At 47.1% G+C, this 14,610-nt stretch carries 13 protein-coding genes and 1 tRNA gene; 3 read left to right on the top strand and 11 right to left on the bottom strand.

Features of this window, described 5'->3' with window-relative positions:
* Positions 1–135: 135 nt before the first annotated feature.
* From VC178_RS10330 to rpsU, 5 genes are all read right to left on the bottom strand, one after another.
* Positions 136–212, bottom strand: a tRNA-Ile gene (locus VC178_RS10330).
* 13 nt (positions 213–225) lie between these two features.
* Positions 226–2,706: an RNA polymerase sigma factor RpoD gene (gene rpoD, locus VC178_RS10325; protein WP_323482464.1), complete on the bottom strand. Its 2,481-nt coding sequence runs from the start codon at positions 2,704–2,706 to the stop codon at positions 226–228.
* Between the two features lie 232 nt (positions 2,707–2,938).
* A complete protein-coding gene (gene dnaG / locus VC178_RS10320; protein ID WP_323482463.1) occupies positions 2,939–4,906 on the bottom strand; it encodes a DNA primase in 1,968 nt (655 codons plus the stop codon).
* A 27-nt stretch (positions 4,907–4,933) separates the two neighbouring features.
* Complete coding sequence (locus VC178_RS10315) at positions 4,934–5,380, bottom strand: GatB/YqeY domain-containing protein (RefSeq protein WP_215318755.1); 447 nt, start codon at positions 5,378–5,380, stop codon at positions 4,934–4,936.
* A 120-nt stretch (positions 5,381–5,500) separates the two neighbouring features.
* Positions 5,501–5,713: a 30S ribosomal protein S21 gene (gene rpsU / locus VC178_RS10310; RefSeq protein WP_011903537.1), complete on the bottom strand. Its 213-nt coding sequence runs from the start codon at positions 5,711–5,713 to the stop codon at positions 5,501–5,503.
* Positions 5,714–5,790: 77 nt separating this feature from the next.
* Here rpsU and tsaD point away from each other — a divergent pair, with 77 nt between their 5' ends.
* Positions 5,791–6,864, top strand: coding sequence for a tRNA (adenosine(37)-N6)-threonylcarbamoyltransferase complex transferase subunit TsaD (tsaD, locus tag VC178_RS10305; protein WP_323482462.1), 1,074 nt, complete (start codon positions 5,791–5,793; stop codon positions 6,862–6,864).
* A gap of 6 nt (positions 6,865–6,870) precedes the next feature.
* Here the strand turns inward: tsaD and folE2 are convergent, their stop codons facing one another.
* From folE2 to xseB, 4 genes are read right to left on the bottom strand one after another with little or no spacing between them, the layout of a single operon-like run.
* Entirely contained in the window at positions 6,871–7,707 is an 837-nt protein-coding gene (gene folE2, locus VC178_RS10300; RefSeq protein ID WP_215295697.1) for a GTP cyclohydrolase FolE2, read from the bottom strand.
* A gap of 25 nt (positions 7,708–7,732) precedes the next feature.
* On the bottom strand, positions 7,733–9,634 hold the full coding sequence (gene dxs / locus VC178_RS10295) for a 1-deoxy-D-xylulose-5-phosphate synthase (RefSeq protein WP_323482461.1): 1,902 nt from the start codon (positions 9,632–9,634) through the stop codon (positions 7,733–7,735).
* Positions 9,635–9,649: 15 nt separating this feature from the next.
* Positions 9,650–10,552: a farnesyl diphosphate synthase gene (locus VC178_RS10290; protein WP_323482460.1), complete on the bottom strand. Its 903-nt coding sequence runs from the start codon at positions 10,550–10,552 to the stop codon at positions 9,650–9,652.
* Positions 10,553–10,786 carry an exodeoxyribonuclease VII small subunit gene (gene xseB, locus VC178_RS10285; protein ID WP_323482459.1) on the bottom strand — a complete coding sequence of 78 codons (234 nt, stop codon included), beginning with the start codon at positions 10,784–10,786 and terminating at the stop codon, positions 10,553–10,555.
* Positions 10,787–10,947: 161 nt separating this feature from the next.
* On the opposite strand from xseB, the gene VC178_RS10280 reads away from it, so the two are divergent.
* Positions 10,948–12,054 carry an aromatic ring-hydroxylating oxygenase subunit alpha gene (locus tag VC178_RS10280; protein WP_215295701.1) on the top strand — a complete coding sequence of 369 codons (1,107 nt, stop codon included), beginning with the start codon at positions 10,948–10,950 and terminating at the stop codon, positions 12,052–12,054.
* A 68-nt stretch (positions 12,055–12,122) separates the two neighbouring features.
* Positions 12,123–12,953 (top strand): sulfurtransferase, encoded by an 831-nt coding sequence (locus tag VC178_RS10275; RefSeq protein ID WP_323482458.1) that lies wholly within the window; start codon positions 12,123–12,125, stop codon positions 12,951–12,953.
* 16 nt (positions 12,954–12,969) lie between these two features.
* On the opposite strand, the gene VC178_RS10270 is transcribed toward VC178_RS10275, so the two are convergent.
* Together VC178_RS10270 and VC178_RS10265 are read right to left on the bottom strand one after the other, a co-directional pair.
* Positions 12,970–13,743 carry a ZIP family metal transporter gene (locus tag VC178_RS10270; RefSeq protein ID WP_216178304.1) on the bottom strand — a complete coding sequence of 258 codons (774 nt, stop codon included), beginning with the start codon at positions 13,741–13,743 and terminating at the stop codon, positions 12,970–12,972.
* Between the two features lie 6 nt (positions 13,744–13,749).
* A complete protein-coding gene (locus tag VC178_RS10265) occupies positions 13,750–14,610 on the bottom strand; it encodes a dienelactone hydrolase family protein (RefSeq protein ID WP_251369983.1) in 861 nt (286 codons plus the stop codon).

The raw sequence follows: 14,610 nt of genomic DNA, 5'->3' as shown, positions 1-14,610 counted from the left end.
TATGGAGTCTTCAAGGGTACAAGCCCTAGAAAACCCATTTGGTCCCAAAGTATTGGGGATGTGATTGGTAAAGGTGTAAACCATGTGGTCGGTACCGGACGTAAAGCATGTGTCCGGTACGTACCTTGATGTTACTGGTGGGCCCACCAGGACTTGAACCTGGGACCAAAGGATTATGAGTCCTCTGCTCTAACCAACTGAGCTATAGGCCCGTTAATCCTTCGATCAATCCTCCTCGAGGAAAGTCTTGAGTTTATCGCTGCGGCTTGGGTGACGCATTTTTCTCAAGGCCTTTGCTTCGATCTGACGAATACGCTCACGGGTTACGTCAAACTGTTTACCTACTTCTTCGAGCGTGTGATCTGTACTCATCTCAACACCAAAGCGCATACGCAATACTTTTGCTTCGCGTGGTGTCAGTGAATCAAGAACATCTTTCACTACATCGCGCATCGAGTCATGCAATGCTGCTTCAGCTGGAGCCAAGGTGTTGCCATCTTCAATGAAGTCACCCAAATGAGAATCTTCGTCGTCACCGATCGGTGTTTCCATAGAGATTGGCTCTTTTGCAATCTTCATGATCTTACGAATCTTGTCTTCTGGGATTTCCATCTTCAGTGCCAAGGTTGCAGCATCTGGCTCATGACCAGTTTCTTGCAAGATTTGACGGCTGATACGGTTCATCTTATTGATGGTCTCAATCATGTGAACTGGAATACGGATCGTACGCGCTTGATCAGCAATAGAGCGAGTAATCGCCTGACGAATCCACCAAGTTGCATAAGTGGAGAACTTATAACCACGACGGTATTCAAATTTATCTACCGCTTTCATCAAACCAATGTTGCCTTCTTGAATCAAATCCAAAAACTGCAAACCACGGTTGGTGTATTTCTTAGCAATCGAGATCACCAAGCGTAAGTTGGCTACGGTCATCTCACGTTTTGCTTCACGCGCACGCTTCTCGCCCGCAATCATTTGCTTATTCACTTCTTTTAATTCAGGAAGTGGGATAACCACATTCTTCTGAATATCAATCAACTTCTGTTGAAGTTCCTGAATCGCTGGTACGTTCCGTTGTAAGAGAGCACTATAGGGCTTGCTCTCTTTGAGTAACTTGTCAGTCCAAGTAAGATTCATCGACATCTTAGGGAAATCTTTTAATACTTCACCACGATTAACGCCAACTTTATCTACCAACAAGTTAACAATGCCACGCTCTAGTTTCCACACTTGATCTACTTGTGAGCGCATCGTGTCACATAACTTCTCAACACTCTTCGCCGTTAAACGGAAACCCAGTAACTCTGCACGAATTGCATCTTGTGCCTTGATATAGGCCGGGCAGTTATAACCATCTTTATCAAAAGCACGACGCATCTTGTCAGCTTGCGTGCGAACAATTGCAAACTTCTCTAGGGAGATTTGCTTTAACTCTTCAAGCTGTTTAGCATTCGCAGTTGCAGCGCCACCGCCACCACCTTCGTCTTCACCTTCCTCTTCACCTTCTTCAGCATCAGGATCAATCTCTGGCTCTTCTGGTCCCAGTTTGATATCTTCCGCATTAGGATCTACCAAGCCATCAACGAACTGATCGATTTCCATTTCGCCGGAAGCAATCTTATCCACGTTGCTCAGAATCTCTGCAATCGTGACAGGGCAAGCAGCTAAAGCCATCACCATGTCTTTGAGGCCAGCCTCAATCTTCTTGGCAATGACGATCTCGCCTTCGCGAGTCAACAAATCTACCGTGCCCATCTCACGCATATACATACGGACTGGATCAGTGGTACGACCGAACTCTGAATCTACTGTAGAGAGCGCTGCTTCAGCCTCTTCTTCAGCTTCTTCTTCAGACGCTGCAGCAGCAGTGTTGTCAGACAGAATTAAGGTTTCAGCATCAGGCGCTTGTTCGTAAACAGTAATACCAATGTCGTTCAACAAACTGATCAAGGTTTCTAATGCATCAGCATCAGACAACTCGTCAGACATCACGTCATTCATCTCGCCATGGGTTAAGTAACCCTTGGACATACCCATCTTGATCAAAGTCTTCAAGCGCGCACGACGTAATTCTTGTTGCTCTTCAGTACCTAACTGTTGTGCTGCGAATTCTTTTAAGAGGGCTTTTTCTTTCGCTTTACGCTCACGGGCTTTTTGACGATCCGTTAATACTGGTTCAGCGCCATCTGCAGGAGCCTCAGCCTTGGCTTTACGGCCGCGCTTTTTTTCTTCCTCAACGACTGGAGCAGCAAGCTCGGCTCCTTTTGCTTTTTTACCTTTTAACTCTTCTACTTTTGGTGCTGGTGCAGCCTTGCCTTTTTTAGCTGGCTCTACCTTTGCAACCTTAGCTGGTGCTTTAGCAGCAACCTTGACCGATTTGGCTGGAACTTTTACAGGTGCTTTCTTTGCGGCTGGCTTTGCAGCAGCTTTCACTGGTGCTTTAGCTGCTTTCACAGGAGTCTTCGCTTTTACAGCTGGCTTAGCAGGTGCTTTCTTGGCAGCTGGCTTGGCAGCAGCCTTTACTGGTTTAGCAGTGGCCTTCTTAGCCGCTGGCTTGGCAGCAGCCTTTATTGGTTTAGCAGGGACCTTCTTAGCAACCGGTTTTGTGGTCGCCTTTTTAGCTGCTGGTTTTGCAAGCGCTTTTACTGGCTTAGCTGGAGCTTTTGCTGTTTTAACTGGTTTTTTGGTCTTGGTATTAGGCATTTATTAGCACTTACTCACATTACTGTTATTGATCTCGACTGATAAAACACAGCCCCGTAACTCACTTACTCACTTACCCCAAATTTCTTCAAAATAAAGCGCAAGTGGCTGAATTAATTCGTTTTTTTCTTGGGAACAGAGGATTATAGTCGATTGCGACTTTTTTAACCCCTGATTACCTAAAAATATGGGGTATTTTTTCAGGTATTTCTAGGGGTGTTTCAGTAAATTCTTAGGAGAATTTCAGCTTTTCACCCAATTCACGATATCGGGCTTTATCTTCGTCGCTAGCGGTCTCGCCAGCGATTTTTTGGGCAATGTCGGTCATTTCTTGTTTGAGGTGAATCAGCTCTAGTTTCTTAAAGGCCCCGTCTAAATCGGCAGCTGCCCCCTCAAGCTCCAAGTCAGAATCCATGACACGCTTTCTGAGTACTTCATACATTGAGGCAAGCTCACTACGAGAGAGTTGATCTTGGAACATTGCAAATGCCCCAGCGCCTACTGTGTCAGATTTTCCGTTTTCCCCTGGAATCAATTCCACTTGATCACATTGAGATAAAAGATCTTTCATTAATGCGAGTGCATTGGCTGATCGTTGCTCAGCAGCTTTGAGTGCGAGCGCACGCTGATTGCTATCGAGCGCTTTACCTAAATGCGGAAACTGAATTAACACACGTAACATCTGCTCGGCTAAATCGGTTGGCGCTTTTGGTGGCTCAATATTCTGTGTCGCCACTCGCTTTGCAGAGCCTTTAGAGGCTTGCCATGGAGCGCCTTGTCGATTGCCGGTATTAGAGTAATTGCTTTGATTGTTTTGATAATGGGTTTGCTTTGCCTGAGCAGGCTGATAGCTTGTCTGTCGAACAGGCACTACCGTTAATCCGCAAAAAGCTTCTAACTCAGCAGGAGTGGTGTTAGTTCGAATGGCGAGCTCACGCAAAATTTGAGTACGCAACGCAATCGGTGGCATGGATAGTAGCAAAGGCTTGGCCGCATGATGCGTATGGGCTCTACCTTCCGGAGTTGTTAGATCGTGATCTTCGCTCGCAATCTTAAAGAAGAAGCTGGAGATCGACATTGCCTCTTTGATGACTTTTTCAAAAGCAGGTGCGCCATAAGCACGCACATAACTATCAGGGTCGTGCTCAGTTGGTAAGAATAGGAAACGAATTTCTTTATCGTCAGACATGAGAGGTAGACAGGCTTCAAGAGCGCGCTGGGCTGCACGTTGACCAGCAGAGTCGCCATCAAATGAAAAAACAACTTTGTCAGTTTGACGCAATAACATGCGTACATGGTTTGCAGTACACGCCGTACCCAGCGTGGCCACTGCATTAGGGAAACCCAATTGCGCCAGTGCTACAACATCCATATAACCTTCACATACCAAGACATATTCTTGCGCACGAATCGCTTGTCTTGCCTCAAATAAACCGTAAAGCGTATTGCCTTTAGAAAAGAGTGGTGTCTCTGGAGAATTTAAATATTTAGGCTCACCTTGATCTAAGATACGACCACCAAAGCCAATCGTTTGACCTTTGGGATTCCGAATCGGAAACATCACACGATCCCGAAAACGATCGTAGCGCTTGACTGCTGGCTTAGTCACAGGGGAGCCTTCAGTCTGCCCCCCCTGAATCAGTAAGCCGCCTTCCACTAAAGTTTTGGCTACTTCATCGTTGGCGTAGGAGCCAAAGACAGCTTCAAGACCTTGCCAACCATCAGGGGCATAGCCGAGTGAATATCGTTTAGCAATCTCCCCAGTCAGACCGCGCCCTTTTAAATACTCTACTGCGCGGGTACTACCCTTGAGTTGTTGGCGATACCAATCAGCTGCAGAACTCATTACCTCGCTAAGTGCCATCGCCTGCTGTTGTCTTGCAACATCATTCGCTGTGCGCTCTTCACGCGGTACATCTAAACCTGCAGAACGCGCGAGCTCTTCAATAGCATCAACATATCCAAGACCAGAATATTCCATCAGAAAACTGATGGCAGATCCATGGGCACCACAACCAAAGCAGTGATAGAACTGTTTGGTTGGTGATACAGAAAATGAGGGGGACTTCTCTGAATGAAAGGGGCACAAGCCTTGGTAGTTTGCGCCTGCTTTTTTTAACTTTACGTGCTGCCCAACCACATCAACGATGTCGACCCGATTTAAAAGATCGGCAATGAAGGATTGTGGAATGAGCGCCATAAGGCTAAGAGTATGGAGCGAGTTCTCTTATTTTGCGAGTGCGGCTTTTACTAAGCCAGATACCTTACCCATATCCGCTTTACCAGCCAATTGACCTTTGAGTACGCCAATGACTTTACCCATATCCTGTGGACCAGCAGCGCCTGTAGAGGCAACCGCGGCTGCTACTGCAGCAGCAACTTCAGCATCGGACATTTGGGCAGGCAAGTAAGCCTGCAGAATGACCATCTCAGCAGATTCCACCGCGACCAAATCATCACGCTGTGCTTTTTCAAATTGAGAGATCGAGTCTTTGCGCTGCTTGATCATTTTTTCAATTGTTGCAATGATGGCTGCGTCATCGAGCACAATGCGATCATCTACTTCGCGTTGTTTGATAGCGGCTAACAAAAGTCGAATGGTGCCAAGACGTGCAGTCTCTTTAGCGCGCATCGCGTTTTTCATATCTTCGGTAATTTGATCTTTCAAACTCATTTGATTCTTTCTGATGTTGAATGTATCCAGTTTTATTTGGCTATTTAAAAAGCAAAAACCCGCTGCGTTTCACCGTCAGCGGGTTTCAAAGCTTCTCGGTGAAGAGAGCTTTAAATTCTATTAGTAAAGCTTCTTCGGCAACATTTGGCTACGAATACGCTTGTAATGGCGTTTAGCAGCGGCAGCCTTTTTACGCTTACGCTCAGCCGTTGGCTTCTCGTAAAACTCGCGGGCACGCAAGTCTGTCAAAAGACCATTTTTTTCAATTGTGCGCTTGAAACGGCGCAATGCCACTTCAAATGGTTCGTTTTCGCGGAGGCGGACTGTAGTCATACTTATTTAACTCGTATATGCTCGATAAATATCGAAAAATTAACTGAATTGCGATTCTAGCACGACCAAACCAAAAAATGATTGTTTTAGGAATAGAAACTTCTTGTGACGAAACCGGGGTGGCTTTATACAACACCGCCCCCTGGGAAGAGGGCAAACCTGCATTCCAAGGCATTCTGGGGCAGGGTTTGCACTCTCAGATCGCCATGCACCGAGATTACGGGGGCGTAGTCCCGGAGTTAGCCTCTCGAGACCATATTCGCCGGGTTTTACCCCTTTTAGACCAATCTTTGACCCAATCTGGCCTGAAATTAGCCGACATTGATGCGGTTGCTTTCACTCAAGGTCCGGGCCTAGCGGGCGCCCTACTGGTTGGCAGTGCTTTCGCCAAATCCCTCGCCCAAGGCCTCCATTTGCCTTCGATCGGGATTCATCACCTCGAAGGACACCTACTTTCACCACTTTTGGGCCAAACTGCACCCCAATTTCCCTTTATCGCCCTCCTGGTTTCTGGTGGGCATACCCAACTCATGAAAGTCTCTGGTATTGGCCAATACGAACTTTTGGGTGAAACCTTAGACGATGCCGCGGGTGAAGCTTTTGATAAAACTGCCAAATTATTAGGTCTTGATTACCCCGGTGGTGCAGCTATTTCTAAACTCGCAGAACAGGGTCGCGTCGGAATATTTGATTTACCAAAACCGATGCTGCACTCTGGTGACTTGGATTTCTCATTCTCGGGATTGAAAACTGCAGTTCTGAATCAAGTCAAAAAGTTTGAAGAGAAAAAAGTATCTGATCCTACTAAGGTTGCACAATTTCATGCGGATCTTGCGAGAAGTTTTGTTGATGCCATCGTCGCAGTCTTGGTCAGTAAATCTGAAAAAGCACTGAAACAAACTGGCTGTCAGCATTTAGTACTTGCTGGCGGTGTTGGTGCCAACTTGCAATTGCGTGGCGCTTTAAATGAGAAGGCTACACGTCAAGGTTTTGAGGTGCACTACCCACCACTAGAGTTGTGTACCGATAACGGCGTAATGATTGCTTTTGCTGGTGCACTACGCATGCTTGCCAAAAATAATGGCTCCACAACTTCTGGAGCCTTTGATATCAAACCCCGTTGGGATTTGCAAAGCAATAATTTGGTTTAGCTTGCTTTACTTCTTATGACTGATACGAGCAAATGCACTGTGATTGTGGATAGACTCAAAGTTCTCAGCCTCAACTACAAAAGACTGGATACGCTGATCTGCCTTAAGATTGCCAGCTACATCACGCACTAAGTCTTCAACGAATTTAGGATTACTGTAGGAATGCTCAGTCACCCACTTCTCGTCAGGGCGCTTAAGTAAACCCCAGAGTTCACTAGATGCCTCGCTCTCGGCAGCGGCAACTAAATCTTCTACAGTCATCTGTGTTTTGGAATCCAATGTCACCGTCATCGTGACATGTGAGCGCTGATTGTGCGCACCAAACTCCGAGATCTCTTTTGAGCAAGGGCATAAACTCATCACAGGTACTTGTGCGCGTAGAACCAATTCAATATCAGTACCACTAGCTGTAGGTTGCGTATTTTGTTTAGCAGTGGCCATCCAAGTAACTTCGTAATCCATCAAGCTTTCGACACCAGAAACGGGCGCCGCTTTTTTAACGAAGTGGGTATAAGTAAATTGCACATGGCCTTCTTTAGCATCTAACAAAGGCAACATCTCTTTTACGAGTGCGACAACCGTAGTGCTATCGACTGCCGCATCTTGCTTTTGCAAGAGCGCCATGAAACGAGACATGTGCGTGCCCTTGACATGCGCAGGTAATGCCACATCCATCTCAAAAGTACCAACCGATGGAAAGTTGCCAGTCTTGCTGCGAATCATCAGTGGATGACGTACACCCCGAATACCGACTTGCTCAATGGGCAACGCGCGCACATCCAAAGTGGATTGCACGTCAGGCATTGCACTAGCTTTCAGAAAGGCGGGGTTCATGTCATTCATGACTCTATTTTCAAGCAAAACGGGCTTATTTGCCTGAAATTGCTGAATTTGCCATTAATACCGCAGGAAAACGCTTTTTAATAGAGTTTGTAATACCCTCGACATCCAAGCCACACTTAGTCATGAGCAGCTGATAGTCGCCATGCTCAATAAATTCATCAGGAAGACCTAACTGCAATAGGGGCTTGTTAATCCCGAATGAGGAGAGCGCTTCCAAGCAAGCGCCCCCAGCGCCACCAGCAATGGCGCCATCTTCAATGGTGACTAAATAATCATGATCGGCCGCTAATGATTTGATGAGATCAATATCGAGTGGCTTTACAAAACGCATATTGGCAACAGTCGCATCGAAACCTTCAGCTACTTCTAATGCGGCATACAACAAAGTGCCAAATACCAAGATCGCCACACGCTGTCCAGCAGGCGCATTCGATTTACGACGAATCTCACCCTTACCCAAAGGCAAAGTACGCAGCTCTGTTGAAGGAATAGTGCCAACACCTGAACCACGCGGGTAACGCACGGCACTAGGGTGAGCTTGATGATATGCAGTCGTCAATAAATCGCGGCACTCTGCTTCGTCTGCTGGCGTCATTACCAACATATTTGGAATACAACGCAAGAATGGAATGTCGTACGCACCGGCATGTGTTGCGCCATCAGCACCCACTAAACCTGCGCGATCGAGCGCAAACAAAACTGGCAAATCTTGTAGAGCAACGTCATGAATCAATTGATCGTAGGCGCGTTGTAAGAAAGTGGAATAGATCGCCACCACTGGCTTCATGCCTTCGCAGGCCATACCTGCTGCAAAAGTCACTGCATGTTGTTCAGCAATACCAACGTCGTAATAGCGTTTAGGAAAAGTCTTTTCAAATTCAACCAGACCAGAGCCTTCCCGCATGGCTGGTGTAATTCCAATCAACAAAGGATCGGCATGGGCCATATCGCAAAGCCATTCACCAAACACTTGAGTGAATGTTTTCTTGCTAGCAGCAGCTTTCTTGACGCCCTCTTTAGGATTAAATTTGCTTGGCCCGTGATACAGCACTGGATCAGCCTCAGCCAACTCATAGCCCTGACCTTTTCTAGTCACCACGTGCAAGAACTGTGGGCCATTTCCCTCGAGCGCTAGGCGGCGTACGTTCTGCAACATGGGAATCAAAGCATCTAAGTCATGACCATCAATCGGGCCAAAGTAGTTAAAGCCAAATTCTTGGAAGATGGTTGATGGTGAGACCATGCCCTTGGCATGATCTTCCAGGCGTTTAGCAAACTCGCGCAGTGGGGGTGCGATCGATAGCACGCTATCAATTCCTTTTTTGGTTGCTGAGTAAATATTGCCACTGAGCAATCTGGCAAGGTGACGATTAAGCGCACCCACTGCTGGTGAAATCGACATATCGTTGTCATTTAAAATCACCACAAGGGGCAAATCGTCATACACACCCGCATTATTCATCGCTTCAAAAGCCATGCCGCCCGTCATCGCACTATCACCCATCACAGCAACTGCAACTTGGCGTTCACCCTTGGTTTGAAAAGCACGTGCCATACCCATTGCTGCAGAAATACTAGTCGATGAGTGGCCAGTACCAAAAGCATCAAACTCGCTTTCAGCACGCTGAGGAAATCCTGACAATCCTTTGAATTGACGCAGAGTGCTCATGCGCTCTCGACGACCAGTCAAAATTTTGTGTGGATAGCTTTGATGACCTACGTCCCACACGATGCGATCGCGCGGCGTATCAAATACGTAATGCAAGGCAATCGATAACTCTACTGTGCCCAAGTTGGAAGACAAATGTCCGCCAGTTTTGGAAACGGATTCCAAAACAAATTGGCGTAACTCATCGGCAAGAGCAGGCAGCTCTTCGCGAGAAAGTGTTTTTAAATCGTCAGGAGAATTAACGGAATGCAAAGTCATCGAATCTAGTTTGTCTCATTTGCCTCTATTGACAACCAATAGGGCTAAATCTTTTAAGGCTTGCGCTTGATCACCAAAACCATCCAAACTACTGATGGCGGTTTCTTGCAATTCTTTCGCCTGTTTCTGTGCATAGTCTAAACCCATCAAGGTCACATAGGTTGGCTTGTCATTGGCTGCATCTTTACCAGCAGTTTTTCCAAGAGTTTGGCTATCAGCCGTAGCATCCAGCACATCATCCACAATTTGGAAAGCCAAACCCAGGGCTTTTGAGTATTTTTGGAGTTGGGCCAATTGATTTGCATTGAGATCGGCAGCAATGCCACCGAGCTCTACCGCACAAGAAAGCAAAGCACCGGTCTTCATAGCGTGCATTTGTTGTAAACCTGCCAGATCCAATTTCTTACCAACGCTCTCTAAGTCAATAGCCTGACCACCCGCCATACCGCGCGAACCAGAGGCTGCAGCTAAGCCACTGATCATGCGTAAACGATTATTCATATCGCACTGGGCGGTAGCCAGAATTTCAAATGCGCGGGTTTGCAAAGCATCGCCCACTAATAATGCAGTTGCTTCATCAAAGGCTTTGTGTACTGTTGGTCTACCGCGGCGCAAGTCATCATCATCCATACAAGGCAAGTCATCGTGTACTAATGAATATGCATGAATACATTCGATCGCTACTGCTGCAGCATCTAATGCCGCATTCTTTTCCTGGGAAGATTGATCACCCAGTTCACCTGCCGCATAAACCAATAGAGGACGAATCCGTTTGCCACCACCTTGTGCTGCATAACGCATGGCTTCATGTAAACGCTGAGGCGTTACCTGCGCAGAATCAAGCAAACGATCTAAGGCAGATTCAGTGCGTTCAGAGTGAGCGGTAATCCACGCCTGAAATTGAAAAGGAGTACCCAATTAAGCCTCGAACACTCTCACTTGCTGTTCGACTTGCGCAAGAACCCCTTGGCAATGTTTCAGCAAAGCTGCGCCCCGTTGATAGGCCAATAAAGTCTCTTCTAGAGAAAATTTGCCAGACTCCATGTCAGAAATGAGCTTTTCAAGCTCTTTTACAGCTTGCTCATAGCGCAGATCTGGGTCGATTTGGATTTCAAGACCTGGTATTTGACTCTCTGATTTCTTGGCTGACATAAGCGGGTTCCTTCATATTTCCGATACGGATTGCCCTCCATATTAAAGCGAGATGCCCCTCAGATGGGTATAATCGACCCCTTCCTTTCCAATATCGATCCGTCGATGGTTGGATTGGTTATTCCGCTTAGCTTCGGCTGACGTTTTCGGGGGTGGGGAGAATGACTAATCTGGCTACCGCGCAGAAGCTTGCGCCGTCCAATCTACAACTGCCGGTTTCGGCATATTTCGATGCTGATTTGTATCAGCAAGAAATTGAACTGCTTTTTAAGCAGGGTCCTGGCTATGTTGGCCACGAACTCATGGTGCCTGAAGTGGGCTCTTATCAAACTTTAAGCGCAGAAAATGAAGGTCGCATCCTCGTTCGCAATAACGAGAGTGTTGAACTGCTTTCCAATGTTTGCCGGCATCGCCAAGCACTGATGCTCAATGGCAAAGGTAAAACTGAAAATATTGTTTGCCCCCTGCATCGTTGGACGTACGACTTAGGTGGCAATTTACTGGGTGCACCGCACTTTGAAGATAAGCCTTGTTTAAATCTTGGCAAGTCCCCTTTGCAAAATTGGCAAGGCCTATTGTTTGAAGGTCCCCGCGATGTGCGCGCTGATCTTGCCAAACTCGGTGTGGCAGACGATCTCCAATTTGATGGCTATCTGCTCGACCATGTTGAAGTACACGATTGCAATTACAACTGGAAAACTTTCATCGAGGTATATCTCGAGGATTACCACGTGGTGCCGTTTCATCCAGGCTTAGGCAAGTTTGTTTCATGCGAAGACTTGCATTGGGAATTTGGTGATTGGCATAGCGTACAAACTGTGGGCATTCATAAAGATCTCCAAATCCCGGGATCGCCAACCTACCGTCATTGGCACGAAGCCGTGCTGCGCCAATTTGACGGCAAAGCACCACGCCATGGGGCGATCTGGCTGACCTACTACCCTAATGTGATGGTGGAGTGGTACCCAGGTGTTCTGTGCGTTTCTACATTGCATCCGATGGGTGTCAACAAGACTCGGAACATCGTTGAGTTTTACTACCCAGAAGAAATTGCCTTATTCGAGCGTGAATTTGTGGAAGCCGAACGTGCTGCTTACATGGAGACCTGCATCGAGGATGATGAAATCGCAGAGCGCATGGATCAAGGAAGAGCAGCACTACTTGCTCGTGGCATTAATGAGGTTGGTCCTTATCAAAGCCCGATGGAAGATGGCATGCAACATTTTCATGAATGGTACCGTCGCGCTATGAATTTTCAAGGTGCATAATCTAAATTAGTAGCTTTACTCCTTTACTCCCTTACTCCTTTCCTCGCTACCTCAATATAGGAAACATCATGACTCCTCTAATTACCGCAAACCAGTTAGAAGAAATCATCAATAGTGGTGAAGATGTTTTGCTCTGCGACTGCCGCTTTGATTTAACCGATCCAGAGTCAGGCAAGAAAGCGTATGAAGAGAGCCATATTCCTGGTGCGATTTACGTCGATCTTGATCGCGATATGTCAGGCAATAAAACAGGCAGCAATGGCAGACACCCTTTGCCAAGTCCTGAGGCATGGGCACAAACTAAAACCCGTTTAGGCATGACTTCCAATACTCTTGTAGTTGCTTATGATAAGCAGGGCTCGGTCTATGCCAGCCGCTTGTGGTGGATGCTCAAAGCTACTGGCCATGCGAAGGTTCAAGTATTAGATGGCGGCCTTGATGCCTGGAATGGCCCTATGGGCACAGTGCCACGCAAACCTAACCCTGCACCCCAAGCCATTGAGCCAAGAACCTATGTTGGGCTTGCCTTAGTAGATGAAGTGGTGGCCAACTTACAAACCAAGAAACTTACGGTCATTGATGCGCGAGCTAACGATCGCTTCCATGGTCAAAACGAAACTTTAGACCCCATTGCTGGACATATCCCTGGCGCAATCAATCATTTCTTCAAAGGCAATTTATCTGCGACTGCATTTAAACCCGCAGAGCAACTCTTTAAAGATTTTGTTGAATTACTAGGCCCTGTCAAACCTGCTGAAGTTATTCACCAATGTGGCTCAGGCGTTACTGCATGTCACAACCTTCTGGCGATGGAAGTCGCTGGTCTCAAAGGCTCTCGCTTATATGCGGGCAGCTGGAGTGAATGGTGTGCTGACCCTAGCAGACCAGTCGAAACTTAAAAACAAACTTTTAGAATTAGTGCAGGAGCGAGAGTAGGATCACAAATCCTACGCCGCAGGCAATCAATACTGTTTGACGCAGTGACTCAGCCCAGTGTGGGCGACGGTGCATTTGCGGAATTAAATCACTCACCGCAATGTAAATAAAACTGCTTGAAGCAATCACGAGCAAATACGGCATCGCTGCATGCGCCTTCTCTAAAAAGAAGTAGGCCAATACCCCGCCCACTACAGCTGACAGACCACAGATGAAGTTGTAGAGCAAGGCGCGCGCGCGTGAGAAACCTGCATTGAGAAGCACAATGAAGTCACCAATCTCTTGTGGAATCTCGTGAGCAATGATGGCGATCGCCGTAAAGATACCCACTTGATAGTCGGCCATAAAAGCAGCAGCAATCAAAATGCCGTCCACAAAGTTATGAATACCATCACCTACCAAAATCATCCAACCACTGCGCCCTGCATTCTCCGCATCATGACCGTCATGATGGTGGTGACCATCACCTTCGTGATGATGGTCATGGCGCAACAAGGCAATTTTTTCTAGCAAGAAAAATCCCAAAAGCCCAGCCAACAAAGTCGCAAATAAGTACTGGGGGTTAGTACCTTGCATATTGAATGCCTCGGGTAATGAGTGTAAGAGTGCTGTGGCCAGCAGAATACCAACCGACAAGCTGACCATGTTATTGACCATCTTCGACAGCAGTGCGATTGAAAAACTGGCGGCGACCAAAACGCTAGCAGTACCTGCTAATGCTGTCACCAAAAGAATACTTTGAAGAACCGTCATTGAGAGTTACGCTACGCCCATTTTCTTAAACCAAGCAAGACATTTCTCCCAACCATCTTTAGCAGGGCCTTCGCGATAGGTTGCGCGATAGTCAGCATGGAAGGCATGAGGGGTATCGGGATACACCTCAATCAGAGAGGCTTTTGCCGCAGGATTTTTCGGTGCTGCTTGCGCAAGTGCTGCACGCATTTGCTCAACACTCTCCAAAGAGATACCAGTATCAGCGCCACCATACAGGCCTAGTACTGGGGCTTTTAAATCCGCAGCCAAATCGACTGGATGACGTGGGCTATTTTCAGTTTTTTCACCAATCACTCTTCCATACCAAGCCACACCTGCCTTGACTTGCGGCAGAGTTGCAGATAGCCAAGTGATGCGCCCACCCCAGCAAAAACCAGTTACACCGACTCGCTTCAGATCACCACCATTTTTGCCAGCCCATACTAAGGCAGCCTGCAAATCATTTAAGACTTGAGCATCGGGTGTCTTGGCCACAATATTTGCCTGAATTTCAGCAATGGTGCCGTAAGTATTAGGATCTCCTGCGCGCGTAAAAAACTCAGGGGCAATCGCGAGATATCCAAGCTTTGCAAAACGACGTGTGACGTCAGCAATGTATTCATGAACACCAAAAATTTCACTCACCACGATGATGATCGGCAAATTGCCTTTTGCATTTTCTGGACGAGAAACATAAGCAGGTAGCTGGAAGTTACCGATAGGAATCATTTGCTCGCCTGCTTTGAGGCCCTTGAAGTCGGTCTCAATGGCGGCCGCCATCACAGGATCAGAGGCAACTACAAAGCCAACACCCAGTGTAGTGACAGCACCACGTAATGCGGTAGCGCCGGCGACCGAGGTTTTCAT

The organism is Polynucleobacter sp. AP-Sanab-80-C2 (assembly GCF_035012965.1).
GTDB lineage: Bacteria > Pseudomonadota > Gammaproteobacteria > Burkholderiales > Burkholderiaceae > Polynucleobacter.
This window is presented reverse-complemented; position numbering and strand designations above follow the sequence as displayed.